Origin of the sequence: Faecalibaculum rodentium (assembly GCF_001564455.1) — a bacterium.
In the GTDB taxonomy this organism is placed as follows: domain Bacteria; phylum Bacillota_I; class Bacilli_A; order Erysipelotrichales; family Erysipelotrichaceae; genus Faecalibaculum; species Faecalibaculum rodentium.
This window is the reverse complement of the sequence record NZ_CP011391.1, coordinates 1,926,198-1,953,056: the sequence shown is the minus strand read 5'-3', so window position 1 is coordinate 1,953,056 and position 26,859 is coordinate 1,926,198. Positions and strand designations below refer to the sequence as shown.

Here is a 26,859-nt window from a genome sequence, read left to right as displayed (position 1 = left end):
ATACAAACAAACCTAAGCGGAAGAGATCAAACGGGAAGATGTGCACGAAGAGAGTCCGGGCTGGTGGAATCCGGGCGGCGGCAGTCCCGCAAATGGACTTCCAAGGGCGACGTGAACCGGCGCATGCCGCAGTAGCCAAGACGGTGCTTTCCCGTTACAGAAAGAAGAATGTGATGGCATTCGCAGAGCGGGCATTTCCATGTCAATACAGGTGGTACCGCAGATCATAGAGAGATCTGTCCTGTGTCGAAAGTTTTCTTTCGGCACAGGACTTTTTTATTAAGGGTCATACCGGCAGCTGCGAAGCATCGAAGAAATCAGGAGGATGAACCATGAAAACGAATCTGATGAAAAAACTGACGGCCACAGCGCTGGCCATGGGCATGCTGGCAGGCTGCGGACAGAGTGATGGCGCAAATACCGGCAACACCGATGGCACCGGCAGGCACTTCACCGTCGGCGTGGCACAGCTGGTGGACCACACATCGCTGAACACGATCCGCGATGCGATGTTCGATGAATTCGAAGAACTGGGCTACAAGGATGGCGACAACTTCACCATTGACTACCAGAACGCCGCAGGCCAGATTTCCAACCTGGACACGATCATGAACGGCTATGCCAGCGAGGGCGTGGATGCGATCGTTGCCATTGCAACACCCACAGCCCAGACCGCACAGAACTATTCCACGGATATTCCGGTGATCTTCTCCGCTGTCTCCGATCCTGTCGGGGCCGGGCTGGTGGAAACCCTGGAAGCTCCGGGCGGCAACATCACGGGCACCAGCGATGAGGTGCAGGTGGACCAGATCGCGGACCTGATCAAGGAGATCTGCCCGGATGCAAAGACCATCGGCATGCTGTACAACGCCGGGGAAGCCAACTCTGTGACCAATACCACAAATTTCAAAAAATATGCAGAGTCCCTGGGCTATACCGTGGAAGAAGCCACCGGTACGGACCTGACCACCCTGCAGCAGGCTGCGGACGTCCTGGCCTCGAAGGTCGATGTGATGTTCTCTCCCAATGACAACACCGTGGCGTCCGGCATGACTGCCCTGTCGCAGATTGCACTGGACCACAAAGTGCCGTATTTTGTCGGCGCGGATTCCATGGTTCAGGACGGCGGCTTTGCCACAGTGGGCATTGACTACGAACAGCTCGGCCGCGAAACAGCGAAAATGGTCGTGGATGTGCTGAACGGAAAAAAAGCCGGGGAGATTCCGGTCAAGGTCTTCAAGGATGACCTGAATGTCTATGTCAACGAGAAGGACCTGAAGGATCTGGGCATCGAACTCCCGGCTGAAGTGAAGAACAACGACAAGCTGATCATGGTGACGGAAAAAACTGACGACCAGACAGAAGGAGAAACAGCTGAATGAGTACTGGCGTGATCATACGCGCCGTTGAACTGGGACTGATCTTTTCAGTCCTTTCTTTGGGTGAGTACATTACCGTGAAGGTCATGGATTCCCCGGATTTGACGGTGGACGGTTCCTTTGTGACCGGCGGATGCACAGCTGCGATGCTGACACTGGCCGGTTTCCCGAATCTTGGCCTGGCTGCAGCATTTGTGGCGGGCCTGCTGTGCGGCTGCGTCACGGCGTTCCTGCAGACGAAGATGAAGATCCAGGGGCTCCTGGCGGGAATCCTGACCATGACGGCACTGTATTCCGTGAACCTGCGCATCATGCAGGGCGCCCCCAATGTGTCTCTGTATGCTGTGCCCAAACCCACGATCCTGAACAACCCGGCCACGGTGCTGTACGTGCTCATTGCCATCGTGGCGCTGATTGCCCTGCTCATGTACGCTTTCTTCAAGACCAACCTGGGCCTCATGCTCCGGGCGGCCGGGGACAACGAGGAAATGATCCGGTCGTCTTCCGTGAATGTGGATTCCATGAAGTTCCTGGGATTCGCCCTGTCCAATGGTCTGGTGGCGCTCTCCGGCGCACTGCTGGTGCAGTTCCAGAAATTTGCGGATGTGACCGGCGGCACCGGTATGCTGGTGCTTGGCCTGGCGGGAATCATCATCGGTGAGGCAGTCTTTCGCCGGTCTGGCATCGGGTTCGGTCTGGCGGCTTCGATCACCGGTGCGATCCTGTACCGCCTGCTGTATACTCTGGCCCTGCAGCTGGGGTTCCCGGCCACGGACATGAACCTGGTCAGCGCCGTGCTCGTGGCAGTCACGATTTCCATTCCGCATCTCCAGAAACTGAAAAAGAAACGAGGCAGCCATGCTTGAACTCAAGGACGTCAGCGTGATATTCAACCAGGGGACGTCCCTGGAAAAACGGGCACTGGATGAGGTGTCCGTGCATATTCCGGAGGGGCAGTTCGTGACAGTGCTCGGCTCCAACGGCGCGGGGAAATCCACGTTCTTCAATGTGATCACCGGCGCAGCGCCGGCTGCCGAAGGAACCATTGTCCTGGATGGACAGGACATCACGGCGCAGAAGGAACATGTGCGCAGCCGCAGCATCGGCCGGCTGTTCCAGAACCCCGAACATGGCACCGCACCGCGTCTGACGGTGGAGGAAAACCTGGCCCTGGCGTATTCCAGAAGCCGGGGACCTTTCTCCCGGGCAATCCGGAAAGAGGAACAGGCGCTGTTCCGGGAAAAGCTCAAGACACTGGACATGGGACTGGAAGACCGCTTGAAGACCCCCATCGGTCTGCTTTCCGGCGGACAGAGACAGGCGGTCGCGCTGATGATGGCGGTGCTCAATCCGCCGAAGCTGCTGCTGCTGGATGAACATACGGCGGCACTGGATCCCAAGAGTGCCCGGAAGATCCTGGAAATCACCAATGATCTCGTGAGACGGGAACACATGACGGCACTGATGATCACGCACAACATGACGGATGCCCTGACCAACGGGGACCGGCTGCTGATTTTCAATGACGGGAAGATCACTCAGGATTTTTCGGGGGAAGAGAAGAAGAAACTGAAACCTGCAGATCTGCTGGATTTCTACGAAGTGTAAATGAACCGCACAGGTGGCAATGCCCGGCATTGGTACCTGTGTCTGTGTTTCCGGGGGTTGCCATCCTGTGCGGATCGCTGGAAACGGTAAATCGTGGACTGCACCCGCTGTTTTCCGGATAAACGCTGTGATTCGCATCGGAAAATCAGCCCGGAATCGCAGTCCGCAGGTCAGTCACCAGACTGCAGGACAGCGGACATCACCCGGCGCTGCGGACAGACAGCTCCGCCTGTCTGACTGGATGGCCGGGCTGGCAGGGGCAGGCCGGCTTGGAAATAGCGCCCGGCAGTGATATATTCAGAATGCGAGGTAATGAATATGAAAACGATGGCTGAAGAACTCCGGGAGATCCCGGCGAAGAAGAAAATCATCACATCTGTAGAATATGAATGCAGGGACAAGGGAACTGCGGACGAAGTGTTTTCCACAGTGACAGGAATCGTGACCGATCACCTGGATGAGCTGGCAAAAATCACCTTCGACCGGAACGAAGCCGACCACACCTGCAAGGTGGAAGTCACCCAGAACGTCTGACCTGAAGGGGACCAGGGAGCCTGAACATGTGTTCAGGCTTTTTAGGTGGCTCTCATGTATAATGGTTTCGTTCTGGGCTTACCGGAACGATGTTTGACAAACACGGAGGAAGTATGGGTATAAGCACCATTGTCACAGTTCTGACACTGCTGTCCGGCGTGGCCCTGTTTCTGTATGGCATGCAGCTCATGGGCGAAGGCCTGAAACAGGTGGCCGGCAACAAGCTGGAACTGATTCTCTACAAACTGACCAGCACCCCCCTGAAGGGGTTTCTGCTGGGGACAGTCGTCACGGCCTTGATCCAGAGTTCCGGTGCCACCACCGTCATGGTGGTGGGGTTCGTCAATTCCGGACTGATGAAGCTCTCGCAGGCAATCGGCATCATCATGGGAGCCAATATCGGCACATCCATCACAGGGTGGATCATCTGTCTGTCCTATATCGACGGACAGCAGGGTCTGGCTTCTCTGCTGTCGACAGCCACGATATCCGCCGTGGTCGCCATCCTGGGCATTGTGTTCCGCATGTTCATGAAAAAAGACATCTTTCATGCCACTGGCAACATCATGCTGGGGTTCGCCATTCTGATGGTGGGCATGCAGACGATGTCCGGTGCGGTATCGCCGCTTTCTCAGTCTCCGGCATTCACGTCTCTGCTCACGTCGTTCACCAACCCGGTTATGGGCATCCTGTTCGGGATCCTGATCACGGCAGTGCTCCAGAGTGCCAGTGCTGCCTGCGGCGTGCTTCAGGCGCTGTCGGTCACCGGCGGCATCACCTTTGCATCGGCATTTCCCATGCTCATGGGTGTGGGCATCGGTGCAGCGACACCGGTGCTGCTTTCGGCTATCGGCACAGGCACAAACGGGAAACGGACGGCACTGGTGTATCTGCTCAATGACCTGTTCGCCATGCTGCTGGGATCCATCCTGTTTTACGGGACCAACCTCGTGTTCCACTATCCGTTCCTCGATACAGTGATGAATCCGTTTTCCATCGCGGCGCTGAATTCCATGTACCGGTTCGCGGCGATGCTCCTGCTGCTTCCCTTTGTGAAGGGCATTGAGCGGCTGACCAAAGTGCTGATCCCGAATAGGGAGGATGACGAGGAAGACAGTGATACACTGGATCTCCTGGAGGACCGTTTCCTGAACTACCCGGATCTGGCCCTTGCGCAGTGTCAGCGTGCGATGGATTCCATGGCGGAAAATGTGGTGAAAAACCTGGCACGGGCCATGGATCTGCTGGATCATTTTGATGAAAGGAAATTCAGCAAGATCCAGGAAAAGGAAAGCCGCATTGACAAGTACCAGGACAAGCTGGATACCTATCTGATGCAGATGCTCAAGCGCGAACTGAGCAATGCTCAGAGTACGGAAGTCTCCAAGTTTCTGCACTGCATCCCGGACTTCGAACGGATCGGGGATTATTCCTACGAGATGGCGAAAGTGGCGCGGGACCAGTATGAAAAGAAACAGTCGTTTTCCGGCAGTGCCTGGAAGGACCTGCAGGTGGTCATGCACGCTGTGACGGAAATCATGGACCTGACCATGGACAGTTTCAGTACCTCCGACCGACTGGTTGCGCAGCGCATTGAGCCCCTTCGTGTGTGGATCAGCATGTTGTGTACAGAGGTCCGTCATCGCCGTATCAGCCGGCTGAAGGATACCCGGTCAGGGATCGAGGAAGGCTTTGACTACAATGAACTCGTGAATGAACTGGAGCGGACCGCAGACCACTGCTCGAATATCGCCGTGTATATCATAGAGACGGCCAACAACGACCTGGATGTGCATGATTATGTCTCCAGGACCAAGAAGGATCGCCGTTCCCGTTACAAGGAGTACCTCACGGAATACAGGCAGAAATACAGCATCTGAGACCGGATGGTCTGTACAGCCATAGACAAAAAATGAGAGCTTCGTCAATTGGACGGAAGCTCTCATTTTTTGTCAGTCTGGTCTGTCTGATCCGAATGCTGTGCCTGTTCTTTCAGGTGCTTTCTCAGGGGCATACCGGTGAGCAGCGCCGCAGCCATACAGGCCAGGGCAGCATACAGGGCCCATTCCTGGTTTGCCAGGGCGAAGGCAATGAATAAAAATGCGGCTGCAAAATAAAGTATCGTGCTGAATATGCTCCAAATCTTGAAATTCATGACCATATAGTAGCATAATGCGCACATTTGAGCGCCAATAGTTTTTTTTCAGGCATAACATTTAGGAAAACAGTCAAAGACAACTAGAATGTAGGAGAAGGAACGGAAAACGTCGAAAACGCGCAGTTCCTTCATAAAAAAAGACCGGTTATCCGGCCGAATGTTTCTGAATGGAGCAGGTGATGAGAATCGAACTCACGTAGTCAGCTTGGAAGGCTGAAGTTCTACCATTGAACTACACCTGCAGAAACAATGAAATGGTGACCCGTGGGCGATTCGAACGCCCGACCCTTTGATTAAAAGTCAAATGCTCTACCAGCTGAGCTAACGGGTCACATGGTGCTGACTATAGGACTTGAACCCACAACCTACTGATTACAAATCAGTTGCTCTACCAATTGAGCTAAGTCAGCATGAATGGTGGAGGTTAACGGGCTCGAACCGCTGACCCTCTGTTTGTAAGACAGACGCTCTCCCAACTGAGCTAAACCTCCATCACAGTGCTCACTAATAATATCAGGCTGTTTTTGTTGCGTCAACAAAAATACTGATATTTTTGGCGCACTTTTTCACTGAAGGGTCCAGCCATTCAGAAGCAAGTGTTCCGCTTCGGCGGAAACGACTGGAAATCGAGGGATTGTTATGCTGACAAAAGAACGAATCATATATCTTCTCGACCGACTGGACAGGGATCACATCATCCATGTCAAGGAGATCGCGGAAGAACTGGATGTATCCCAGTCCACGATCCGAAGGGATCTGACCGAACTGGAAAACCAGGGAAAGCTGAAGCGTGTCCACGGGGGAGCGATCAAGGGCAGCGTCAGTGAAATCGTTTCAAGACGCAGGGAGCGGAGCACACCGGAAGCTGCACGGGATGACCCGGCGGCTGTCAGGGCTTTGTGCAAAGCGGCGGCGGATCTGGTGGAGGACGGAGAATGCATCTTCCTGGACAGCGGGGTCCTTCCCGCGGGAATGACTGAATTTCTGGCCAACCGTCCGGTCCGCATCGTCACCAACAATCACCTGGTCATTTCCAGACTGAACGATCCCAAAGCGCAGGTCATTGTCATAGGCGGGGACTATATCCCGCGATATGCAATGAGCGGCGGGGCCATGGCATTGCATGATATCAGCCAGTTTCAGTTTGACCGCAGTTTTCTGGAGTGTGCGGGACTGGACCTGGAGCGGGGAATGACGTATACGTCAGATCTGGAGTCCCGGGATATCAAGGAACACGCCATGAATGCCTCGGCCGCAAGCTACCTGCTCCAAAGCGGATCCAGGATCCAGTCGGGAGGCTTTTGCAAACTGCAGCCGGTGAGCCGCTTCTCGAAAATATTTGTCACGGATCAAGAAAAACTGCCGGTGCTTCCGGCGAACTTCGAGGTCGTGCAGGTATGATTGAGATATGCGTATCCTGGTTATTGAAGATGAGGAAACCCTTGCCCGGCTCATAGAGTCAAGGCTGAAGCGGGAGAACTATGACGTGGATGTGGCTCTGGACGGAGACACGGGACTCATGGAGGCTCTGCGCGGTATCTATGACCTGATTATCCTGGACGTCATGCTGCCGGGAACATCGGGATTTGACATTCTGTCCGCGCTGAAAAAGCAGCGGATCTCCTCGAAGGTGATCATGCTGACGGCACGGGGCGCGCTGGAGGACAGGCTGCATGGTCTGAAGGCAGGCGCAGATGACTACGTGACAAAACCCTTCCATCTCGAGGAACTCGCAGCCCGCGTCAGCGTGCAGCTGAGGCGGGAGGAAGAAGGCAGGCGGACAGCCGGCGATCTGGAGCTCGCCGATCAGTCCAACCTGCTTGTGTGCCGCACAACCGGGAAATCCATCGAACTGTCCGCAAAGGAACTGGCTGTCATGGACTATCTGCTTTCTCATCCACAGCAGATCCTGTCCAGAGACCAGATCCTTGACCGGGTCTGGGGACTGGATTCCGATGTAACGGCCAACAACCTGGAAGCGTATCTTTCCTTTCTGCGTCGGAAACTCCAGGCCATCGGATCTGCGGCAGCCATCAAGGCTGTCCGGGGACTGGGGTACCGGCTGGAGACAGGAAATGCGTGAACTGAGAACCCGCATGCAGACACTGGTGTTTGGACTGGCTGCGCTCTTTGCGGCGCTGATCCTTGCCCTGGCAAATGGCTTTGCCTACTGGCAGGCCGCGCAGACTGTTCAGGAAAACCTGGACAGCACCAGCCGCCTGTTCAATGAAAGAGGATACGACAGAGAGCTCGACATCCTGTCGTCACTGCCTGTATGCACCGTTCTCCTGAATCATGCCGGTGAAATCACCGGCGTGCTGGCAAGGGATCCGGACATGGATGAGGAAGACCTCATCGAGGCTGTGGAATACAGCATGCATCCCGAACCGGACTTTCTGTACACCTCCCGGTATGTATCCCGGCGGCAGGGGTCGATGATCACCATCGTCGATACCGCCGAAGTGGCAGAGCACCTGCAGGAGATCCTGTGGGGGTCGCTGCTTCTGGGTGCTGTTCTTCTCGTGCTGCTGTGGTTTGGCACCAGATGGCTGATTCTGGTCATGACCCGGCCCATCGAGGAGAACCTGGAGATGCAGAAGAGGTTTGTCGCAGACGCCTCTCACGAACTGAAAACGCCGCTGTCTGTGATCATGGCCAGTGCGGAGGCCATGGAACAGGACCCGCAGCCCAGGTGGCTGCAGGCCATCATCACGGAATCCGAACAGATGAATCATCTGATCACCAGTCTGCTGGATCTGTCCCGAAGCGATGGGCTGAAGGACAAACAGCCGGTGAATCTTTCGGAGACCGTGGAACAGGCGGCACTTCCCTTTGAAAGCCTTCTGTATGACCGGCATCTGTCGCTGGCCCTGGATCTGGAGCCGGGGCTGACAGTGGCCGGAGCACCGGAGGACCTGATGCGCCTGACAGGGATCCTGATTGACAATGCCAGCCGGCATGCCGATCCGGGCTCCGCAGTCAGCGTTTCGCTGAAACGGGAAAAAGACAGAATCCTGCTGAGGGTCACGGACACCGGCGAGGCCATTCCCGCCGGAGAGGAAGAACGGATATTCGACCGGTTTTACCGGGCAGATGCCTCCCGCACCAGGGCCGAAGGCCGCTATGGTCTTGGCCTGGCCATTGCGAAGAACATCACGACAGGGCATCATGCCGACATCCGGGCATGGAGCCATGGCGGACAGACTACCTTTCAGGTGAGGTTTGAGCCGTTGAGCGAAAAACAGAAATCCCGTCCGTCGCAGACAGGAACCGGGTGAATGCCGGCATGCAGCCGGTATGGAGAGAGATATGAAAGACAACAGAAAAATCTGGATCTGGGTCGCAGTCATTGTGATTGTGATCCTGGCAGTATGGGGCATTTCCGCTGCCAACAAAAACGAAACAGCTGCTGAAGACAAGATTCAGGAACAGACACCTGCGGCTGAGCAGGAAGATTCCGGAATCGAGACCGAAGCACCGGACAGCCAGACACAGGCCGATCAGGAAGCTGCAGCCATCGAGGAACTGGAAGGCACGGAACAGGAATAACCTGGCACTCCAAAATTGGATAGGGAGGAAGACTAACCCCATCCAAAGATACCTTAGGGTTTCCGTTACCCTACAGAGCTTTGGAGTTTGAACATCACAGTAAGCACTCAGGGGCTGTCCACTTTGTGGGCAGCCCCTGATTCTACTTGTTTTTCTTCTTTTTCACAGCCTTACTGCCGAACCTGGGCTCCAGAGAATATGTCGCTTTTGGATCGAGCACATACATTACACGATTCCTGAACCTGACCCAGTTGGTAAAGCCATAGGAATTGTGTTTCATGCACTTGATCATTTTGTTGCGGTTCTCAATGATCCCGTTGTGGAGCCTTACGCTTTTGATCGTATATTCGCTCCTCCTGTTGACCATGTATTCAACAGTCACTGTGTTGAAGGAATTGAAGATCTCATCTCTCCATTCCTTCATCGTTCTGGAGAATCCGTTCATCTCTTTGATGGAACTGTTCCTGAACGCTACATAAGTTTCGTTGAACAGCTGTTCTCCTGCTTTATCATATGTTCCCGACTCATACATGTGAGTCAAAACCCTTTTCAAACGCACTGCTTCTTCCAGTTCAGGGTCGATACCCAGAAGAATCTCCCGCAGCTGCAGGAGCGTCATATATTTTTGAAAATGTCGGTTGTATTGTCCTTCTCTCCCTGGGTCAAAGATATCCAGATCCTCATCTTTTGAGAGGAGCCAGTGGAAATGCTTCAGTACATAATACTGGTCAGAGGTTTTCTGCCAGTCAGCGGATATCCTCTGCCAGCACGGATCGTCCCGGTATCTTTCCCTTGGGAAGTCGCTTTCCACGGCCTTCATTTCTTCCTTCAGCCTTTCCCGCCTGGCTCTGGTTCTGTTCATGACCCGGATCCTGACTTTTGTCAGCCTGCGGGTGAATTCCTGCATCACATGGAACCTGTCCACCACGCCAATGGCGTTGGGGAAGCAGGCTTTCACCATTTTCCTGTAAGCCGGGTACATATCGAAACAGACCGCTTTGACTCCGAGTCTTTCCTCCTCGGGGATCAGACTCATATATTCAAGCAGTGAAGGGAGCCAGCGGTTTGGAAGCAGATCCACAGGTGTCTGCTTTTCGAAATCAAGGAGCAGACATACATACTTGCTTCCCTGGGTCTTCATCGCATAGACCTCGTCTATGCACAGGAGTGACGGTAGCTTCTTCCTGGGGATCTCCACATGGGCGTCGAAGATATTGGACACCGTGGTGGCTGAAACGCAGTATTTGCGGCCTACCGAAGCGAAGGTCTGGTTGTAGTCCTTGAGATCCTTCAATATGTCGAATACGACTTTATCCGCGATCTTCCCCTTTTTCTGAACGAAAGGAGAAGGCTCATAGTAGGTGCGGTGGCAGGCTGGGCATTTGAACCGTCTGGCATGATAAAGCAGGATACAGTCCCTGCCAGTTCCATCCGCATATTTGATCTTCTTTGGGATATATTCCTTCACTCTGGGATGCGGGCAGCCACAGTCAGGGCATGGATCGTGATCATTGGTGAGAATGACACGCAGTACAGGACGTTTGTCGGACTGTCTGGTATAACTGATGTCCTCGATCTCCCCTGGTTCCAGCCCGAAAAAGTCCACCATGAATTCTTTTTCTGCATTCAACACGGTATTCCTCCTGTTCACGATGTCATCATCGCAGAGGATACGGGGTGAGTCATAAAAGCTGTGTGGAATGGTGGAAAACTTTGTGCGATCTCATATCTAGACATTTGGAAAAGTTGTTTATTCCTGTCTTTCCAGGCTAAAAGACACAATTCCTCCAGCGTGGCGTCTAAGAATAGTGAAAGGAAATCAGACCAGTATTGGGCGATGTGTTTGGAGATATAGCGGATCACGACAGGAGGCAAAGCGTAACGGGCAAGTTCGCACTCTGCCTGACGGAGAGTGCGATCAGGGCCTTTGAACAGGCCGGCCATGACCGCTATCAGGAATTGTGCCAGCAGCGGAACGCGGGAGAAGGGAACAAGTTCAGCGGGGATGAGGGCATGAGTTTTACCGCATATGGAACATTTTGCACGCTGGATCAGCACCTCGTCACGAACGCCGTTTACGGGACTTTCGAAACTGCGGAGATAGGAACCATGACGGTACAGCTTACCATCATGGCAATCAGGGCATTTCCTGGTACCAGCGAAGAACCTGTTACAAGTTTTTTGATATCCATTCTGGAAAGATGAATTGATTTCAGGGTGATTTCCCGGTACCATAATCATGTCATTAGACAGGGAGCGGCAGAACTTGACGGCAATCAATTGGGCTCTGCTCCTTTTTTTGTTTCATCACAAAGTTCCTGATATCACTGTTTCAGTGACTGGAAGGGGGTACTGACACCCTCCTTAAGCGGAGAACTGCCAAAGTATCTTCATTCAGCCACTTTCACCAATGAAACACAGGGAAATCTTCGTTATTCTCTCCCTATAACTCCTTAATTCAACTATAACAAAACAAGGCAGCTTTAGAACCTCCATGAAGGTTCGGAGCTGCCTTTTATGACTTTGGTGATCGACCCTAAGGTCGCTTTATTGAAGGGGGTGGACCCTGTCCAATTTTGCGTATTCAATAACCTGAACCTGTATCGCATCAAGAAGCGCCCGGCAATGCCGGGCCTTTCTGCGTCTGACAGACCATGAATCCCGGGGGGAGGATGTACGGTTGCCTGAGCCGGGACAGCTTTGCAGGCAGAGGGTGGCACAGACAGGCAGCGGCTGGCAGTCTGCGCGTACAATGGAACCATGATACTCAACGTCAGCAGCCGCACGGATATACCGGCATACTACCTGGACTGGTTCTTCAACCGCATCAAGGCGGGATACGTGGATGTGCGCAATCCTTTCCACGAACAGAGTGTGTCCCGGATCTTCTTTGAGAATGTGGATGCCTACCTGCTCATCACCAAGGACCCCAGGCCCCTGGCCAGACGCATCCGGGAAATCGACAAACCATGTGTGGTGCATGTGACGATCACCGGCTATCACGGGGACCTGGAGCCGGGTCTGCCGGACAAGCGGGAAGTCATTGAAAGCCTGCGGGAGATTTCGTCCGTCATTGGCAGAGAAAATGTCTATGTCCGCTATGATCCGGTGCTGCTCAATGAACGCTACACCGTGGAGTATCACAAAGCGGCATTTGAACGCCTGGCATCGCAAGTCTCGGACTATGCAGCGCATATGGTGATTTCCTTTCTCGATGACTGCAAAAATGTCCGGAGGCACCAGGCAGAGACGGGATTCCGGCGTCCGGAGGCTGATGAAGTCCGCGGACTGGCGGAAAGCTTTGCACGGAGCGCAGAACGCCATGGTGTGATGCTATATGGGTGCAATGAGCGGGAGATCCTGGCACCGCTGGGGTTCAGGGACAGCGCCTGTTTCTCTCAGAAGAAAGCCTTTGAGCTCACGGGCAGGGCCTTCGGGAGCTGGAAGGCAAGAAACTGCGTCTGTGTGGAGATGGTGGATATCGGGTACTACAACTCCTGTCCCCGCTTCTGCAAGTACTGCTATGCCAATTACGATGAATCGCGGATTGCGGCTCACGTGAAGGACCACGACCCGGATTCGAGTCTTCTGTCCGGCCATCTGCGGCCGGAGGATGTGGTGAAACGGAGGGTGAAATGACAGAACTCGAAAAACTGCAGGCGCAGCTGCGTGCCTGCCGGCACTGTGAGGGAATGCTGGAGCCACGGCCGGTGGTGCATGGAAATCCCGGCGCCCCGATCCTTCAGGTGTCGCAGGCACCGGGGAAGAAAGTGCATGAGACGGGGATCCCCTTCAACGACGCCTCCGGCAGGCGGCTGCGACAGTACTGGTATCAGATCAGTGATGCACAGTTTTATGACCCGGATCTGTTTTATATCACGAGCATGGGCCACTGCTATCCGGGGAAGGGAAAAACCGGGGACAAAAAGCCCCCGCGGTGCTGCTTCGACATGTGGACCAGGCAGGAAATCGAGCTCAAGCCGGGGACCCGGATGATGCTGGTGATTGGCAGGGAGGCGGCATCCCGGCTGTTTCCGAAACGGGAGTTCACGGAGCTGGTGTTTCAGGACCAGGAATATGACGGGATCCCCTGTTATGTGCTCCCGCACCCCAGTCCGCTGAATGTGCGGTGGTTCAGGATGCACCCGGAGTTCGAGACACAGCGCATGCCGGTGATCCGCGAGAAACTGCACCAGGTGCTGAAAACAGCGGGACAGGACGGCAGCGGGTCTGATAAAGTGGACAGCGAGGGTGCGTCGGCAGACAGGTAAGGAAGCAGCAGCCGGGGCTGCCAACGGTGTGTGACAGTTTCCGGGCCGTTGAAACCAGGCGGTTTTATGTCCGGCTGAGGTGTTGACACAACCGCAGGTGTTGGTTTTAATAGTTGCGTACGAACGGATTGTTACTGAGAAGGATCAGGCTATACCTTGCGTGCACACAGCAAATCCATGAACGAAGTATTCAAAGGGATTTTTGCGTGTGTCGGGGTGTAGCCTTTTTTCGTGCAGATCCGTGAGAGTTCACGGAAAGGAGTGAAGGAAATGAATGTCGAGAAAGTCATCAACAACAACCTGGTACGATCCAGAGACACCAGAAACAGGGAATTCCTCGTGATGGGATGCGGCCTGGGGTTCAAAAAGAAACCCGGTGATCCCATTGACGAAGACCGCATAGAAAAGGTGTACCGTCTGGATTCCAGACAGGATCAGGACGCCATGGAGACCATTCTGGCCAGGGTTCCCCTGGAGGTCCTGCAGGCTTTCAACGACATCGTGGCCTATGGAAAGCTGAGTCTTCATACTGAACTCAGCGACGGACTCATGGTCAATCTGGCCGATCACATTGCCTTCGCCCTGGAAAGACACGGGAAGGGACTGGATCTGTCCAATGCCCTGCTGTCGGAGATCCGTTCGTTTTATCCACATGAATACGAAATCGGCATGAAAGCTCTGGACATCATCCGCAAACATACCGGGTCGACCTTGCCCCGTGATGAAGCGGGGTTCATTGCGCTGCACTTCATCAGTGTGGCCAGCCAGATCAATTCCATGTCGGAAACCAATGAAATGATGCGGCTGATCCGTAAGGTCCTCTCGCTGGTGGAGTATGACTGCCAGATTCAGCTGGACAGGAATTCTCTCCAGTATGAGCGGTTTGTGACACACCTGAAGTATTTCTCCAGGCGGCTGTTTTCCGAACAGACATCCACAGCCCTGGAAACGGACCCCGGTCTGTACCAGATGATCAAGTCACAGTACAAAAAAGCGTATCTGTGCGCCCTTAAAGTGGCGGATCTGGTCCGGAAGGAATATGGAAAAACGCTGAACAACGACGAGATGGTGTATCTGACCATCCACATCAACCGGCTGATTGAGCTGTACAGACAGAGCCGGGACTGATGAACATGCACAGGAACAGGCGGGCACGCCCCCTTTATGCTCCTGTCAAACTTGAAACAAAGAAAGGAAATGCGATGAACTACACAGAACTTGGACAGGAAATCCTGTCTCTGGTCGGAGGCAGGGACAATGTCTCCGGTCTGACACACTGCGCCACAAGACTGCGCTTCAACCTCCGGGATGAAGGAAAGGCGCAGACGGAAAAGCTGAAGGAAACACCGGGTGTTCTGGGGGTCGTCCAGAGCGGCGGTCAGTATCAGGTCATCATCGGCAATGACGTCAATCATGTATACAAACCCATCATGGCCATCTGCAAGCTGGATGAAGGCGGCGCCAGGGCACAGAATGGCGAAAAAAAGGGATGGGGCAGCCGTCTGATCGACACCATCACCGGTATTTTCACACCTGTTCTTCCGGCCATCACCGCTGCAGGTATGCTCAAGGCTGTCCTGGCCCTCTGCACGGCCTTTGGCTGGCTGACAGCCGCGGATTCCACTTATCAGGTCCTGAATTTCATGGCCGATGCCGCATTCTATTTCCTGCCGGTGCTGCTGGCAAATTCCGCGGCGAAGAAATTCGGCTGCAATCCCTATATTGCGATGCTGCTGGGCGGCATGCTGCTGCACCCGAACTTCATTGCCATGGTGACCGCTGCCAAGGAAACCGGTGAAGGGGTTTCCTTTCTGGGCCTGCCGGTATATGCGGCATCCTACTCCAGTTCGGTCATTCCGGCGATCCTGATCGTCCTGGCTCAGAGCTACATCGAGCCTGTGGCTGACCGGATCTCCCCGAAGGCCATCAAGTTCTTCACAAAGCCGCTGATCACTGCGCTGGTGGCCGGCCTGCTGGGTCTGCTGGTCCTGGGACCTGTGGGGTATATCGTTGCCACCTGGATCGCAGACGGCATCAATGCCCTGAACACCTATGCCGGCTGGCTGGTTCCGCTGATTCTCGGCGCCTTCTTCCCGCTGATGGTCATGACCGGGACCCATTATGGAATCATTCCCATTGGCATCAACAACCGCATGACCACCGGATTTGACACCATTGTGTATCCGGCCAATCTGTGTTCCAACATAGCCCAGGGTGCGTCCTCCTTTGCGGTGGCACTGAAGACAAAGAAAGAGAAAGTCCGGGAACTGGGCTGGTCTGCGGGAATCACCGCGGTCTGCGGAATCACCGAACCGGCGCTGTATGGTGTGAACATGCGGTACAAGACACCGCTGATCGCCGCCTGTGTCGGCGGCGGAGCCGGGGGTCTGTTTGTGGGACTGATGGGAGTCCGCAACTACGCCGGAGGCTCCCCCGGATTGATGACACTGCCCGGCTACATTGGCGAGCGCGGCTTCTATGACCTGAGCAATGCCTGCATCGGCGCAGTCATTGCCTTCGTGGTCTCCTTCGCCGTGACCTGGTTCCTGTTTCATGATGAGGACGAAGGCCTGAAGGCGGCTGCGGGTGAGGAAACGAAGAAGGAAAAAGAAGCGGCTTCCTGTCTGGAGAATGCCAGTGTGCAGATCCTGGCACCTGTCTCCGGCACGCTGGTCCCCCTTTCAGAGGTGAATGATCCGACCTTCGCCCAGGAGATCCTGGGTAAAGGCTTTGCGATCCGCCCGGCTGACGGAACGTTTGTGTCTCCCGTCGAGGGGGAGGTCGTGATGGTGTTCAATACCGAACATGCCATTGGACTTCGTTCCGCTGACGGAGCCGAAGTGCTGATCCACGTGGGGCTGGATACGGTGAACCTGAATGGTGAACACTACCATGCCCTGGTGAAGGCCGGGGACAAGGTGAAACCCGGAACACCGCTGCTGAAGGTGGACCTGGATGCGGTGGGAAAAGCCGGGTACGATGTGATCACACCGGTTCTGGTGACCAACACCAGCGAATTTGCGGATATTGTGTGCAATGCACCCGGGCAGATCGAGGCGGGACAGCCGGCTGCCCGCGCCTTTCGCTGAATGACCGGTCTGCGGATGCAAAAGCGTGTTGCTGACAAGGAAAGTGAGGAAACGATGAGTCTGCCGAAGGATTTTCTCTGGGGCGGTGCAACGGCTGCCAACCAGTACGAAGGGGGATGGAACGAATGCGGCCGGGGCCTGGCCAATGTGGATGTGACGCCCTGGGGACCGGATCGCCGGAAGGTGATGAGCGGCACAGCCGGAGTTCATTCCCTGGATGATTCCCATTTTTATCCCGGTCTGGAAGCCGTGGATTTCTATCATCATTACAAGGAGGACATTGCCCTGTTTGCCGAAATGGGATTCAAGGTGTTCCGGATGTCGATTGCCTGGAGCCGGATCTTCCCAAAGGGAGATGAAGAAGAGCCGAACGAAGAGGGTCTGCGGTTCTACGAGGATGTTTTCCGGGAACTGAAGAAACACAACATCGAGCCTCTGGTGACAATCACCCACTTTGACTGCCCGATGTACCTGATCACAGAATATGGCGGGTGGAAGAATCCAAAGCTGATCGAATTCTACAAACGGCTCTGTCAGGTGCTCTTCACCCGGTTCAGGCCGTATGTGAAGTGGTGGCTGACGTTCAATGAAATCAACATGATCCTGCATTTGCCCTTCATGGGAGCCGGGCTGGAGTTTGAAGAGGGTGAAGACCGGGAAAAGGCAAAATACCTGGCTGCCCACAATGAACTGCTGGCCAGCGCCTGGGCGGTGAAGATCGGTCATGAGGTCAATCCCGAGAACATGATCGGCTGCATGGTGGCGGCCGGAGAGTTCTACCCCTATTCTCCGATGCCGGAGGATGTGTTCCTGGCACAGCAGAAGGAGCGGGAGAACCTGATGTTCATCGATGTCCAGGCGAGGGGAGAATACCCGGCTTACGCCAAAAAACTGTTTGAGCGCATGGGCCTGGATCTCGGGATGACGCCGGAGCAGGAAGCGCTGCTGAAGGACAACCCGGTGGATTTCATCAGTTTCTCCTATTACACAAGCCGCTGTGTTTCCACAAGACCCGATGCGGGAGAACAGGTGGGGAATGCCTTCAAGGGCGTGAAGAATCCCTATCTCAAGGCCAGCGACTGGGGCTGGGCCATTGATCCCCTGGGTCTGCGGACGACAATGAATTCCCTGTATGACAGATACCAGAAGCCGCTGTTCATCGTGGAAAACGGTCTGGGTGCGAAGGATGTCCCCGATGCAGACGGCCGTGTTCAGGATGATTACCGGATCGAATATCTGCAGCGGCATCTGCAGGCGATGAAGGATGCGGTGGAGCTGGACGGGATCCCTCTGCTTGGATATACAGCCTGGGGCTGCATTGACCTGGTGAGCGCCTCTACGGGAGAAATGTCAAAGCGGTATGGCTTCATCTATGTGGACCGGGACGACCAGGGTCATGGAACGCTGAAGCGGTTGAAGAAGAAGTCCTTTGACTGGTACAAAAAGGTCATTGCCACCAACGGCGAAGACCTGACAAACGAATAAACGCAAAAGGGGTTGTAACAGTAAGGCCTGTTTTATAGGCTGAGACTGATTACAGTCCCTTTTTCTTGTTGTGAACTGAAAAAAATGTCTGGAGATTCCATTGGTCATCTCCAGACTTTCTTTTTGGGCATTATAAAAACAACTTGGGGGATAACTTTAAAAAATGCCTGTTTTCCTCGTCAGTTTAGCTTGCCTATAAGGCCATTTGCCCTCTGTTTAAGCCAGAACAGATGATATTTATAAAGATTCAGACCCAGACAGTTCAGAAGAAATTCCATCTTGACACCTTTCAGCCCTCTTCTTCTGAACCTGGTCATTCCCCGGTCCTGCTTCAGGATCCCGAATGCTCACTCCACCTGTATTGACCGTTGCCTGCAGAGCCTTTTTCCTTCTTCGGATTCCAGGTTTTCATCTGCTTTTCCCTGCAGCTCTTCCATCACCACATTCTTTCCGACTCTTCTGTATCTGCCAAAGCGGCAGCACTGTCCCAGGCTTTCACATCCTTCACGGTGGCCTTTTTCCGCATATATTTGACTGATATGGTGATTCCCTCCACGTGTCCTCGATATATTGTCCCCTTCATACTGATCCAGGACCCTTTTGAAAGCCTGATGGCTGAGTATTTCATAGTTGGACAGGTAAAGAAACCGACAGTCTGTACGGCACAGGGATTCCAGCTCCCTGAGGGAGATGTTCTTTCTGGATGTCATGTATGAGAAAAGGATGACCCGGGGCAGCATCACACGATCGTGAGAGCTGGAATTGTTCGATCTGACCGGAGCGAAGTATTTGGCAAGATTGATCCTTTCTATCGCTTCCGGGAAAGAGTGAACAGGGTCATCAGATTGGATTCGAACTGGTACATCCAGCGCGAGTGATTCTTGTACGCCGAACGGATAATGGATATAATTCGGTTGTATGTTTTTTAGCACAAACAATTCATACAGCAAAGGGCAGGTCAGCTGATAAGCTTTCCTGCCCTTTGTGTTTTTATTTAGGATAGCTGTCCAGGTTCAACTGTTACAGCCCCTTTTGCGTATATACAGTCAGAGCGCGGTCGTCGATGAGTGCTTGAAGGGCTGGCGGGTTTGCGTCCGGGGCCGGTTTGTGACACACAGCCATCACCGGCCAGAATAATCCGACCAGTATCATAATAAGGTACTAAAAAAGCCGCGGCAGTCAGCCGTGGCGATATGTTCGAATGGAGCAGGTGATGAGAATCGAACTCACGTAGTCAGCTTGGAAGGCTGAAGTTCTACCATTGAACTACACCTGCGCGATCAGCGATTGGCTGGGGCAACTGGATTCGAACCAGTGGAATGCAGGAGTCAAAGTCCTGTGCCTTACCGCTTGGCTATACCCCAATAAATAAAAAAATGGTGGAGAGAGGCAGATTCGAACTGCCGAACCCGAAGGAACTGAGTTACAGTCAGCCGCGTTTAGCCACTTCGCTATCTCTCCAGAAAAATGGTGGAGGTTAACGGGCTCGAACCGCTGACCCTCTGTTTGTAAGACAGACGCTCTCCCAACTGAGCTAAACCTCCAGATTCAGATTTGATTTGTTGTGCATCGCTTGACGCCTCTAAAGAATACAACGGACCAGACCATCCGTCAAACATTTTTTTGAGAAATCAGCCAGAAAATTTCCATAACGTCCCGAAAGGTCCGGCGGGCAGTCCCGTCAAAGATCAGGCAGCTGTTCTGCCATGAGCCGGCCGGCAGCACGCGTCTGGATGTCAAACGCCTTCCTCCAGAGCCGCACCAGGGAACTCTCGTTGATTCGCCCGGCCCGGGCAGCCACTTCTGTATCCAGCACGAGGTACAGAGATGCGCGTACGGTGGTGGTCTCTTTCCCGAACACGTTCTTTCTCTGCAGCCCGCCCAGCTTTTCCATCACGGTCCGGTCTTCCATATACAGAACCTCCGGATCCTGCATCATGAGATCTCCCGCATCCTCTGTGACGATATCCAGGGGAACATCAATGGCCGCAAAGGACGGTTTCCACTGCAGAAGCAGGTCGTGATAGCGCTGTCCCCGCTCCGTTCGCAGGGAAGGAAGGACGGCTGTGAGCTCCAGGCCGGTCATGGGGTTGTCGAGCTTCATGGGTTCCACCTCTTTCCTGGAATGTCCATATGGTATGATTGTAGCACGAGAGGAGCTCCTATGATCAAAGCAGGGATCGATCTTGGTGCCGGCAGCATCCGCGTGGTCACAGAAGACGACGGTGTGGTGTTAGACGAAGCCAGCATGATCGCAATTGACGAAAAGGGGAACTGCCTGGCCTATGGCAACGAGGCACTGGAGATGAAGGGGGTCGCGGATCCGCAGGTTCGCGTACTGTCTCCAATGCAGGATGGCCGGCTGGATTTTGAGCTGCTGGGAAAACTGTTTGACCAGCTGTTTTACCAGCTGAAGCTGTTCAGAATGTTTCAGAAAACCGTTCTGGTTCTGTCGTATCCCTCCGGGCTCGACAGCCGGGATGTGGAGCAGCTCAAGGAGCAGCTGCTGCAGATGGGCGCCTGGAAGGTGTATTCGGACCAGGAAATCTGGGTCTCCGCCATTGGGGCGGGCCTGGACGTGAGCCTGCCTGTTTCCAGCTGTGTCCTGAACATGGGGGAGCGCAGCTGCGACATTGCTGTATTCTCCAGAGGCGTGATCCAGAAACAGGACAAGTCTGCAGATGCCGGTCTGCGTGTGAAAAACGCCATCCGCCGCTGGCTGCATGACAACCGCCGGATGGCTGTCTCCCAGATGACGCTGGAGCGCATCTGCCGAAGCCTCGGATCCGTGGTCCCCAGGCCCAATCCCAGGCAGATGGAAATCACCGGGGTTTCCACCACCGACCGCACAGCCCGGCGGGAGATCATCACAGAAAACGACGTGGCCCAGGCACTGGGTCCCCTGTGCGAGGAATGGGCTTTGTGGATCGCCCGGTTTCTGCAGGATCTGGACCCACATCAGCAGGATGATGTCCGCATGCGCGGCATTGTGAGCTGCGGCGGGACCATGAAGCTGGCAGGGCTGTCGAATTACCTGCAAAGTGTGCTCAACTGCCCGGTCTATGTGACAGAAGATCCGACCATGACCGTGACCGATGGTCTGTCCATTCTTCTGACACGCATGGAATAACCGGTTTTTTTCAAAGCGGAAGGGCATCCGCTTGTTTTCGGTTTGCACATTTGATACTGTAATAGTTGGCTATTTATGACTATGGAACCGGCCAGGTGCCGGCCCGTTGACTGAATTCAGGCACATCACATCATCAAGGAGGCGAATATACATTCATGGCTAAACAGGACATGATCGAACTGGACGGTGTCGTTGTCGATACACTGCCCAACGCTGCTTTCAAGGTAAAACTGGAAAACGGACACGAAATCCTTGCCCATGTATCCGGCAAAATCCGCATGCATCACATCCGCATTCTGCCCGGTGACAGAGTGACAGTGGAAATTTCTCCCTATGACCTCACACGCGGCCGAATCACCTTCCGCCGCAAATAAGCATACAGCTGATATGATTTCCGTGAACGGAAAGAAATTTTAGGAAGAAGGAGAACCATGCAGGAATTCGAACGCGCGACCTTTCACAAAGAATCCCAGGAAGACCGTCTCGATAAGGCAGTTTTTCTGTTTGAACCCCTGGAAAGGGGATTCGGCACCACAATCGGAAATGCCATCTGCCGGACCATGCGTTCCAACCTTCCGGGAACCGGCATCGTCGGCTTCCAGATCGAAGGCATGGAACCCGGTGACACCACCATCAGCGGCCTGCTGGAGGACACAACCGCGCTGATCCTGAACCTGAAGGCACTTATGCTGACAGGCGACGTGGATGAAGCAGTGCAGCTGCAGGTGCACAAAAAAGGCCCGGCCATCATCACCGCCGCGGACATCATCTGCCCGGAGGAAGTGGAAGTGTCGGATCCGGACCAGATCATCTGCACCCTGGAAAAGGGAGCCGATCTGAACATGGATCTGTACGCAGCCAGAGGCACCGGCTACAAAAGCGAATCGGACAACCGGAAAAACTGGCATCTGCCCGAAGATGTACAGGCCATTGACACAATGTTCACACCCATCCGGCAGGCAGAATACCTTTCCGAACCCGCCCGTCTTGGACAGGACATCAAATACGACAAGGTGCACATCAATGTGACCACCGACGGAGCCATCACGCCGCTGCACGCGGTCAGCGAAGCAGCCGGCATCCTCATGTCCGCCCTTGACCAGATCGTGCCCCTGGCAGATCTGAAGCTGGAAGAATGCTTCACTGTTCAGCTTCCCCAGGCTGAAGAAAACGCAAAGCCCGCCACGCAGATGATTGAGGACCTGGACCTGTCCGTACGGTCCTACAACTGCCTGAAGCGCGCCGGCATTCAGACAGTGGAAGAACTGACGCAGAAAACCGAAGACGAAATGATGCACGTCAAGAACCTCGGCAAGAAGTCCCTGAAGGAAGTCAAGGACAAGATGACGCAGCTCGGACTGTCGTTCAAATCTTACGATTAATGCAGACAAGCCGGATCCGTTCCGGCTTTTTTCACGTCATACCCTGCAATGCAGGACATGACCCGGTGCAAGCCGGAGAAAGGAATACCATGTATCTGACTGCCAGAGACATCACCAAGCGCTGGACAGACCGCAATGTCCTGGATCACATTGATCTCACGATCGACCAGAATGACCGGATCGGCCTGGTGGGTGCAAACGGCTGCGGCAAATCCACGCTGCTGCAGGTTCTTGCAGGAACAGAGAGCTGCGATGGCCAGATCGAGCGCATGAAGGGACTGACCATGCACTATCTGCCGCAGGACCCGGTATTTTCCCGGGAAACTGTCCTGGAGGAGATGAAGGCCCACGCGGCAGCGCAGCCGGAGGCCATTGAAGAATTCGAGATATCTTCCATCCTCTCGCGCCTTGGACTCAAGGACCAGCCCATCCGTCAGCTCTCTGGCGGACAGCGAAAGCGGCTGGCCCTGGCCAAAGCCCTGATTACCCGCTGTCAACTCCTGCTGCTCGATGAGCCCACCAACCATCTGGATGCAGAGATGATCGAGTGGCTGGAGAACCGCCTGCGGAAGGAAAACCAGGCGGTTCTCATGGTCACTCATGACCGCTGGTTTCTCGACCGGACGGTGAACCAGGTCCTGGAACTCGATGAAGGCAGGCTGTACTGTCATGACGGCGGATACGAATCCTATCTGGAGAACAAGGCCGCCCGGCAGGAAGCAAAACAGCTGGCGGCACACAAGCTGGACAGGCTTTACAAACAGGAACTGGAGTGGGTGAGGGCCGGGGTTCAGGCAAGAAGCACCAAATCCCGGTCCCGGCTTGACCGCTTTGAGGAGCTGCGGAAACAGCGGACGAAGGTACAGGAACGCAGTCTGAAGCTCGTGCCCATGGCCAGCCGCCTGGGAAAGAAAAGCCTGGCGTGGCAGGATCTTGCCTTCGCCTGGCCGGATGGACCGGAGCTGTTTCACGATGTGTCTTATCAGATGAAGAAACAGGAACGCCTGGGATTCATCGGCCCCAACGGCTGCGGCAAATCCACGCTGTTCAAGGTGCTCGCCGGGCGGCTGAAGCCCGTGAAAGGTTTTGTGGAGACCGGAGAAACGGTGAAGACCGGCTGGTTCGGGCAGGGAGAGCTGACAGAGGACCTGTCCCAGACAGTGATTTCCTATATCGAGAAAACAGCGCAGACCATTCCCTGGGGCGGGCAGGAGTTCACCGCAGCCCAGATGCTGGAAAAATTCCTGATTCCCCGCTCCATGCAGCACCTGCCTCTGGGACGCCTGTCGGGAGGAGAACGCCGGCGGGTGTATCTGCTCAAGGTGCTCATGGAGGCCCCCAATGTGCTGTTCCTGGATGAGCCCACCAATGACCTGGATCTGGTGACACTGGACATTCTGGAGGACTATCTGGACGGGTTTCCGGGAATCGTGTTGACGGTCTCCCACGACCGGTATTTCATGGACCGGGTCTGTGATTCGGTATTTGTGTTTCAGCCTGATGGTACCCTGCGCCAGTATATGGGTGGCTATACCGAATATCGGGAACGGGAAAAAGAGGAAAAGGAAGAGCGGAAACAGGAGCATAACCGGCGATCGGAGCAGCGTCCCCGCTTGACGAAACAGGGACTGACGTACATGGAGAAAAAGGAGCTGGCAGCCCTGCCGCAGCAGATGGAAGAGCTGCAGGCAGCCATAGACAGTCTCAATGAACAGATGGGCAGCCCGATGGCGTTCGAAGAGCTGCAGGTGCTCACGGAAAAGCGGGATGTCCTGGAGAATGAACTCGCGCAGGCGGAAAGCCGGTGGCTGGAGCTGGAAGAGAAACAGGAGGGGCGGGAATGAGCGCAGGACACGGTCATCCGCCTGCATCCACCGGCCCGGGAATACCACAGAAGCTGTCTGTACCGGCCAGGCCGCTGCCCCTGACAGTGACTGCTGTGTTCTGCACCCTGCTGTGGGGATCGGCGGCGCCGTTCATCAAGTGGGGATACGACCTGTTTTCCATCTCACAGACCGGTGACATCCTGGTGTTTGCGGGAGTCCGGTTTCTGCTTGCCGGCCTCCTGGTGATCCTGGCCGGCAGTCTGCTGCAGGGAAAACTCCTGACTGCCGGGAAAGCCGTGATGACCCCGGTTCTGACGCTGGCATTTTTCCAGACATTCGGGCAGTACTTCCTGTATTATCTGGGTGTTTCACAAGCCAGCGGCGTGGACAGTGCCGTCATTACCGGTACCGGTGCATTCATTAGTCTTCTCATGGCGGTCTATGTGTTCCGGTATGAGAAAATGACCGCAAACAAAGCCCTCGGCTGTCTGACCGGGTTTGCGGGCATCCTGGTGATGAATGCTTCCGCCCTGACACAGGCCGGTGGAAGCCTGATGGGAGAGGGGCTGATCCTGACCAGTCAGGTGTTCTCGGCCATCAGCGCGGCGTTCATCAAGAAATTCACCAGGACCCATGATGCAGTGCTGCTCTCAGGCTGGCAGTTTGCCTGCGGCGGACTGGCCCTGATGCTGTCTGGACTGGCCATGGGCGGCTCCATGCCGGGGGCCAGTGCAGCGGGCTGGGCCGTGGTGCTGTATCTGGCCTTCGTCAGCGCCGCAGCCTACACCCTCTGGGGCCTGCTGCTGAAGGAATACCCCCTGTCCAGAGTCGGAATCTTCAACTGCATCATCCCCGTGGCTGGTGTGTTCTGGAGTGCTGCCCTGCTGCATGAAACCGGACAGGCCTTTGCGCCGTCCACCCTGGCTGCCATGGCCCTGGTGGCCATTGGCGTCTGGCTTGTGAACCGTCCGGAGACCCCGGACAAAAGGAGTGAAAATCAAACATGTGGATCCTGATTCTCGTACAGGTGGTTCTGATCGCCCTGAACGCGGTCTTTGCCTGCGCGGAAATAGCGGTGCTGTCCGTCAACGAACGGAAAATGGAAAAGCTGTCAGAGGAAGGAAACAAGAGCGCAGGACGGATCGCGACATTCCTGAAACATCCCGAGACATTTCTGTCCACTATTCAGGTGGCAATCACCCTCTCGGGTTTCCTTGGCAGTGCCTTTGCTGCGGACAATTTCGCCGGATCGCTGACGGACTGGCTCACGGGCCTGGGCGTTGGCCTTCCCAGGGATGTGCTTTCTTCCATATCAGTCATTGTGATCACACTGATCCTGTCCTATTTCACGCTGATCTTCGGCGAACTGGTTCCCAAGCGCCTGGCCATGCGCAAAAGCGAATCGCTGTCCCTGTCCATGTCCGGATTCCTGCAGGGGATCTCCGTTGTCTTCCGGCCCCTGGTGTGGCTGCTGTCTGTCAGCACCAATGCCGTGCTGCGGCTCATGGGCATTGACCCCAACGAGGAGCAGGAACAGGCAGGCGAAGAGGAAATCCTGCTGATGGTGGACAGCGGGCGGATCGCGCCGCAGGAAAAACAGCTGATTGCCAATGTCTTCGACTTCAATGACCTTACGCTGCGGGAACTGTGCACCCATCGCGTGGATGTGGATTTCCTGGAACAGGATGACTCCCTGGAGGAATGGGAGAAGATCATCCATGAAACCCGCCATTCGCTCTATCCTGTGCGGGGAGAAGACGAAGAGATTCTGGGGGTGCTGGATACGAAGGACTTCTTCCGTATGAAGGCCCCTGACCGGCAGATGGTCATGGCCTCCCTCAAACCGGCGCTCTTTGTGCCGGAAACCGTGAAGGCCGACAATGCCCTGGCGCTGATGAAACAGGCCCACTGCAAGCTGGCGGTGGTGCTGGATGAGTATGGCGGGATCGAAGGGGTCGTGACTCTGCAGGATCTGGCGGAAGCCATCGTCGGAGTCATGGAGGCAGATGACGATATCCCGGTGGTCACCGGGGATTTCAACCGCTGGCAGATTTCCGGGAATGTGGCCCTGTCAGACCTGGAGGACATCACGGGGATCCGGACGGGCTGTGACGCAGATACAGTGACGGGGCTGATTACGGAAAAAACCGGCCACGTGCTGCGGCCGGGAGATGAAGTGAAACTGGATGAAGGCAGGTATACATTGCGTGTGGAGACCGTGAAGGACCACGTGCTGGAACAGGGAGAGCTGATCCGGGTGCATACAGACAATCCGGCGGTTTCCGCCTGAAGCCGGGAAAAGGGACGAAGGCCCGCTGTCAACCGACAGCGGTCTTTTTGCCGTTTCGCACCCTGTCTGTATCGCTGCAGAAGAAAACCCCTCTGGATGGAGGGGCGGATCACGCGCTTGCTGTCAGTCTTTGGCTGCCTCACCGGACTGGCCGGACT

Annotated in this window: 26 protein-coding genes and 8 tRNA genes; 20 read left to right on the top strand and 14 right to left on the bottom strand. The window is 55.0% G+C overall.

The features are described from left to right. Positions 1-332: 332 nt before the first annotated feature. The 5 genes from aalo17_RS09570 to aalo17_RS09545 all read left to right on the top strand — a co-directional run bounded on the left by aalo17_RS09570 (position 333) and on the right by aalo17_RS09545 (position 5,401). Positions 333-1,382 carry an ABC transporter substrate-binding protein gene (locus tag aalo17_RS09570; RefSeq protein WP_067558739.1) on the top strand — a complete coding sequence of 350 codons (1,050 nt, stop codon included), beginning with the start codon at positions 333-335 and terminating at the stop codon, positions 1,380-1,382. Next, positions 1,379-2,245: an ABC transporter permease gene (locus tag aalo17_RS09565; protein ID WP_067558737.1), complete on the top strand. Its 867-nt coding sequence runs from the start codon at positions 1,379-1,381 to the stop codon at positions 2,243-2,245. The genes aalo17_RS09570 and aalo17_RS09565 overlap by 4 nt, the downstream gene beginning before the upstream one ends. Next, entirely contained in the window at positions 2,238-2,987 is a 750-nt protein-coding gene (locus tag aalo17_RS09560) for an ABC transporter ATP-binding protein (protein WP_067558734.1), read from the top strand. The genes aalo17_RS09565 and aalo17_RS09560 overlap by 8 nt, the downstream gene beginning before the upstream one ends. A gap of 318 nt (positions 2,988-3,305) precedes the next feature. Continuing rightward, on the top strand, positions 3,306-3,521 hold the full coding sequence (locus tag aalo17_RS09550) for a hypothetical protein (RefSeq protein ID WP_067558728.1): 216 nt from the start codon (positions 3,306-3,308) through the stop codon (positions 3,519-3,521). Positions 3,522-3,634: 113 nt separating this feature from the next. Further along, a complete protein-coding gene (locus tag aalo17_RS09545) occupies positions 3,635-5,401 on the top strand; it encodes a Na/Pi cotransporter family protein (RefSeq protein ID WP_067558725.1) in 1,767 nt (588 codons plus the stop codon). A gap of 62 nt (positions 5,402-5,463) precedes the next feature. Here the strand turns inward: aalo17_RS09545 and aalo17_RS09540 are convergent, their stop codons facing one another. From aalo17_RS09540 to aalo17_RS09520, 5 genes are all read right to left on the bottom strand, one after another. Continuing rightward, on the bottom strand, positions 5,464-5,676 hold the full coding sequence (locus aalo17_RS09540; RefSeq protein ID WP_145907642.1) for a hypothetical protein: 213 nt from the start codon (positions 5,674-5,676) through the stop codon (positions 5,464-5,466). A 171-nt stretch (positions 5,677-5,847) separates the two neighbouring features. Next, positions 5,848-5,921 (bottom strand) — tRNA-Gly (locus aalo17_RS09535). Positions 5,922-5,934: 13 nt separating this feature from the next. After that, a tRNA-Lys gene (locus tag aalo17_RS09530) sits at positions 5,935-6,010 on the bottom strand. 3 nt (positions 6,011-6,013) lie between these two features. Continuing rightward, positions 6,014-6,089 (bottom strand) — tRNA-Thr (locus tag aalo17_RS09525). Positions 6,090-6,094: 5 nt separating this feature from the next. Next, positions 6,095-6,170: transfer RNA gene (locus aalo17_RS09520), tRNA-Val, on the bottom strand. Positions 6,171-6,318: 148 nt separating this feature from the next. Between aalo17_RS09520 and aalo17_RS09515 the strand changes: the two genes are divergently transcribed. From aalo17_RS09515 to aalo17_RS09500, 4 genes are read left to right on the top strand one after another with little or no spacing between them, the layout of a single operon-like run. Continuing rightward, positions 6,319-7,080, top strand: a complete 762-nt coding sequence (locus aalo17_RS09515) for a DeoR/GlpR family DNA-binding transcription regulator (protein ID WP_067558719.1) — start codon at positions 6,319-6,321, stop codon at positions 7,078-7,080. Positions 7,081-7,087: 7 nt separating this feature from the next. Continuing rightward, positions 7,088-7,762 (top strand): response regulator transcription factor, encoded by a 675-nt coding sequence (locus aalo17_RS09510; RefSeq protein WP_067558717.1) that lies wholly within the window; start codon positions 7,088-7,090, stop codon positions 7,760-7,762. Further along, positions 7,755-8,957 carry a sensor histidine kinase gene (locus aalo17_RS09505; RefSeq protein ID WP_067558714.1) on the top strand — a complete coding sequence of 401 codons (1,203 nt, stop codon included), beginning with the start codon at positions 7,755-7,757 and terminating at the stop codon, positions 8,955-8,957. Before aalo17_RS09510 ends, aalo17_RS09505 begins: the two co-directional genes overlap by 8 nt. Before the next feature lie 31 nt (positions 8,958-8,988). After that, entirely contained in the window at positions 8,989-9,228 is a 240-nt protein-coding gene (locus tag aalo17_RS09500; protein WP_067558711.1) for a hypothetical protein, read from the top strand. A gap of 142 nt (positions 9,229-9,370) precedes the next feature. Here the strand turns inward: aalo17_RS09500 and aalo17_RS09495 are convergent, their stop codons facing one another. Together aalo17_RS09495 and aalo17_RS12670 are read right to left on the bottom strand one after the other, a co-directional pair. Then, positions 9,371-10,861: an ISL3 family transposase gene (locus aalo17_RS09495; RefSeq protein ID WP_158507711.1), complete on the bottom strand. Its 1,491-nt coding sequence runs from the start codon at positions 10,859-10,861 to the stop codon at positions 9,371-9,373. A 14-nt stretch (positions 10,862-10,875) separates the two neighbouring features. Continuing rightward, positions 10,876-11,508, bottom strand: a complete 633-nt coding sequence (locus tag aalo17_RS12670; RefSeq protein ID WP_145907509.1) for a DUF6431 domain-containing protein — start codon at positions 11,506-11,508, stop codon at positions 10,876-10,878. Between the two features lie 480 nt (positions 11,509-11,988). Between aalo17_RS12670 and aalo17_RS09485 the strand changes: the two genes are divergently transcribed. From aalo17_RS09485 to aalo17_RS09465, 5 genes are all read left to right on the top strand, one after another. Beyond that, positions 11,989-12,867, top strand: coding sequence for a DUF1848 domain-containing protein (locus aalo17_RS09485; RefSeq protein ID WP_067558710.1), 879 nt, complete (start codon positions 11,989-11,991; stop codon positions 12,865-12,867). Continuing rightward, positions 12,864-13,499 (top strand): uracil-DNA glycosylase family protein, encoded by a 636-nt coding sequence (locus tag aalo17_RS09480; protein WP_082743350.1) that lies wholly within the window; start codon positions 12,864-12,866, stop codon positions 13,497-13,499. The genes aalo17_RS09485 and aalo17_RS09480 overlap by 4 nt, the downstream gene beginning before the upstream one ends. Positions 13,500-13,769: 270 nt before the next feature. Further along, positions 13,770-14,627 (top strand): BglG family transcription antiterminator LicT, encoded by an 858-nt coding sequence (gene licT, locus aalo17_RS09475; protein WP_067558707.1) that lies wholly within the window; start codon positions 13,770-13,772, stop codon positions 14,625-14,627. 74 nt (positions 14,628-14,701) lie between these two features. Next, the gene (locus aalo17_RS09470; RefSeq protein ID WP_067560220.1) at positions 14,702-16,588 is read left to right on the top strand and encodes a beta-glucoside-specific PTS transporter subunit IIABC; all 1,887 of its coding nucleotides are present in this window, start codon (positions 14,702-14,704) and stop codon (positions 16,586-16,588) included. A 54-nt stretch (positions 16,589-16,642) separates the two neighbouring features. Continuing rightward, the gene (locus tag aalo17_RS09465) at positions 16,643-18,073 is read left to right on the top strand and encodes a 6-phospho-beta-glucosidase (RefSeq protein WP_067558705.1); all 1,431 of its coding nucleotides are present in this window, start codon (positions 16,643-16,645) and stop codon (positions 18,071-18,073) included. A 179-nt stretch (positions 18,074-18,252) separates the two neighbouring features. On the opposite strand, the gene aalo17_RS13340 is transcribed toward aalo17_RS09465, so the two are convergent. The 7 genes from aalo17_RS13340 to aalo17_RS09435 form a co-directional block, all read right to left on the bottom strand. Further along, entirely contained in the window at positions 18,253-18,408 is a 156-nt protein-coding gene (locus aalo17_RS13340; protein ID WP_369522114.1) for a transposase, read from the bottom strand. 12 nt (positions 18,409-18,420) lie between these two features. After that, positions 18,421-18,783: a transposase gene (locus aalo17_RS12660; protein WP_145907637.1), complete on the bottom strand. Its 363-nt coding sequence runs from the start codon at positions 18,781-18,783 to the stop codon at positions 18,421-18,423. A 492-nt stretch (positions 18,784-19,275) separates the two neighbouring features. Continuing rightward, positions 19,276-19,349, bottom strand: a tRNA-Gly gene (locus aalo17_RS09455). 12 nt (positions 19,350-19,361) lie between these two features. After that, a tRNA-Gln gene (locus aalo17_RS09450) sits at positions 19,362-19,437 on the bottom strand. Between the two features lie 13 nt (positions 19,438-19,450). Beyond that, a tRNA-Tyr gene (locus aalo17_RS09445) sits at positions 19,451-19,534 on the bottom strand. A 7-nt stretch (positions 19,535-19,541) separates the two neighbouring features. Further along, positions 19,542-19,617: transfer RNA gene (locus aalo17_RS09440), tRNA-Val, on the bottom strand. 137 nt (positions 19,618-19,754) lie between these two features. Beyond that, positions 19,755-20,177: a hypothetical protein gene (locus aalo17_RS09435; protein WP_067558696.1), complete on the bottom strand. Its 423-nt coding sequence runs from the start codon at positions 20,175-20,177 to the stop codon at positions 19,755-19,757. Between the two features lie 60 nt (positions 20,178-20,237). Between aalo17_RS09435 and aalo17_RS09430 the strand changes: the two genes are divergently transcribed. From aalo17_RS09430 to aalo17_RS09405, 6 genes are all read left to right on the top strand, one after another. Then, a complete protein-coding gene (locus aalo17_RS09430) occupies positions 20,238-21,203 on the top strand; it encodes a rod shape-determining protein (RefSeq protein ID WP_067558691.1) in 966 nt (321 codons plus the stop codon). 155 nt (positions 21,204-21,358) lie between these two features. Next, positions 21,359-21,577 carry a translation initiation factor IF-1 gene (infA, locus tag aalo17_RS09425; protein ID WP_067558689.1) on the top strand — a complete coding sequence of 73 codons (219 nt, stop codon included), beginning with the start codon at positions 21,359-21,361 and terminating at the stop codon, positions 21,575-21,577. Positions 21,578-21,634: 57 nt separating this feature from the next. Then, complete coding sequence (locus aalo17_RS09420) at positions 21,635-22,585, top strand: DNA-directed RNA polymerase subunit alpha (protein ID WP_067558686.1); 951 nt, start codon at positions 21,635-21,637, stop codon at positions 22,583-22,585. A gap of 89 nt (positions 22,586-22,674) precedes the next feature. Continuing rightward, a complete protein-coding gene (locus tag aalo17_RS09415) occupies positions 22,675-24,429 on the top strand; it encodes an ABC-F family ATP-binding cassette domain-containing protein (protein WP_067560218.1) in 1,755 nt (584 codons plus the stop codon). Continuing rightward, positions 24,426-25,427 carry a DMT family transporter gene (locus aalo17_RS09410; RefSeq protein WP_082743348.1) on the top strand — a complete coding sequence of 334 codons (1,002 nt, stop codon included), beginning with the start codon at positions 24,426-24,428 and terminating at the stop codon, positions 25,425-25,427. The genes aalo17_RS09415 and aalo17_RS09410 overlap by 4 nt, the downstream gene beginning before the upstream one ends. After that, positions 25,415-26,701 carry a hemolysin family protein gene (locus aalo17_RS09405; protein ID WP_067558683.1) on the top strand — a complete coding sequence of 429 codons (1,287 nt, stop codon included), beginning with the start codon at positions 25,415-25,417 and terminating at the stop codon, positions 26,699-26,701. Before aalo17_RS09410 ends, aalo17_RS09405 begins: the two co-directional genes overlap by 13 nt. Positions 26,702-26,859: the final 158 nt, after the last annotated feature.

What these genes read in the sequence shown, in the direction of transcription:
- aalo17_RS09570 (WP_067558739.1), top strand. Translation starts at nt 333, where the DNA reads ATGAAAACGAATCTGATGAAAAAACTGACGGCCACAGCGCTGGCCATG.
- aalo17_RS09565 (WP_067558737.1), top strand. Translation starts at nt 1,379, where the DNA reads ATGAGTACTGGCGTGATCATACGCGCCGTTGAACTGGGACTGATCTTT.
- aalo17_RS09560 (WP_067558734.1), top strand. Translation starts at nt 2,238, where the DNA reads ATGCTTGAACTCAAGGACGTCAGCGTGATATTCAACCAGGGGACGTCC.
- aalo17_RS09550 (WP_067558728.1), top strand. Translation starts at nt 3,306, where the DNA reads ATGAAAACGATGGCTGAAGAACTCCGGGAGATCCCGGCGAAGAAGAAA.
- aalo17_RS09545 (WP_067558725.1), top strand. Translation starts at nt 3,635, where the DNA reads ATGGGTATAAGCACCATTGTCACAGTTCTGACACTGCTGTCCGGCGTG.
- aalo17_RS09540 (WP_145907642.1), bottom strand. Translation starts at nt 5,676, where the DNA reads ATGAATTTCAAGATTTGGAGCATATTCAGCACGATACTTTATTTTGCA.
- aalo17_RS09515 (WP_067558719.1), top strand. Translation starts at nt 6,319, where the DNA reads ATGCTGACAAAAGAACGAATCATATATCTTCTCGACCGACTGGACAGG.
- aalo17_RS09510 (WP_067558717.1), top strand. Translation starts at nt 7,088, where the DNA reads ATGCGTATCCTGGTTATTGAAGATGAGGAAACCCTTGCCCGGCTCATA.
- aalo17_RS09505 (WP_067558714.1), top strand. Translation starts at nt 7,755, where the DNA reads ATGCGTGAACTGAGAACCCGCATGCAGACACTGGTGTTTGGACTGGCT.
- aalo17_RS09500 (WP_067558711.1), top strand. Translation starts at nt 8,989, where the DNA reads ATGAAAGACAACAGAAAAATCTGGATCTGGGTCGCAGTCATTGTGATT.
- aalo17_RS09485 (WP_067558710.1), top strand. Translation starts at nt 11,989, where the DNA reads ATGATACTCAACGTCAGCAGCCGCACGGATATACCGGCATACTACCTG.
- aalo17_RS09480 (WP_082743350.1), top strand. Translation starts at nt 12,864, where the DNA reads ATGACAGAACTCGAAAAACTGCAGGCGCAGCTGCGTGCCTGCCGGCAC.
- licT (WP_067558707.1), top strand. Translation starts at nt 13,770, where the DNA reads ATGAATGTCGAGAAAGTCATCAACAACAACCTGGTACGATCCAGAGAC.
- aalo17_RS09470 (WP_067560220.1), top strand. Translation starts at nt 14,702, where the DNA reads ATGAACTACACAGAACTTGGACAGGAAATCCTGTCTCTGGTCGGAGGC.
- aalo17_RS09465 (WP_067558705.1), top strand. Translation starts at nt 16,643, where the DNA reads ATGAGTCTGCCGAAGGATTTTCTCTGGGGCGGTGCAACGGCTGCCAAC.
- aalo17_RS12660 (WP_145907637.1), bottom strand. Translation starts at nt 18,783, where the DNA reads ATGACATCCAGAAAGAACATCTCCCTCAGGGAGCTGGAATCCCTGTGC.
- aalo17_RS09435 (WP_067558696.1), bottom strand. Translation starts at nt 20,177, where the DNA reads ATGAAGCTCGACAACCCCATGACCGGCCTGGAGCTCACAGCCGTCCTT.
- aalo17_RS09430 (WP_067558691.1), top strand. Translation starts at nt 20,238, where the DNA reads ATGATCAAAGCAGGGATCGATCTTGGTGCCGGCAGCATCCGCGTGGTC.
- infA (WP_067558689.1), top strand. Translation starts at nt 21,359, where the DNA reads ATGGCTAAACAGGACATGATCGAACTGGACGGTGTCGTTGTCGATACA.
- aalo17_RS09420 (WP_067558686.1), top strand. Translation starts at nt 21,635, where the DNA reads ATGCAGGAATTCGAACGCGCGACCTTTCACAAAGAATCCCAGGAAGAC.
- aalo17_RS09415 (WP_067560218.1), top strand. Translation starts at nt 22,675, where the DNA reads ATGTATCTGACTGCCAGAGACATCACCAAGCGCTGGACAGACCGCAAT.
- aalo17_RS09410 (WP_082743348.1), top strand. Translation starts at nt 24,426, where the DNA reads ATGAGCGCAGGACACGGTCATCCGCCTGCATCCACCGGCCCGGGAATA.
- aalo17_RS09405 (WP_067558683.1), top strand. Translation starts at nt 25,415, where the DNA reads ATGTGGATCCTGATTCTCGTACAGGTGGTTCTGATCGCCCTGAACGCG.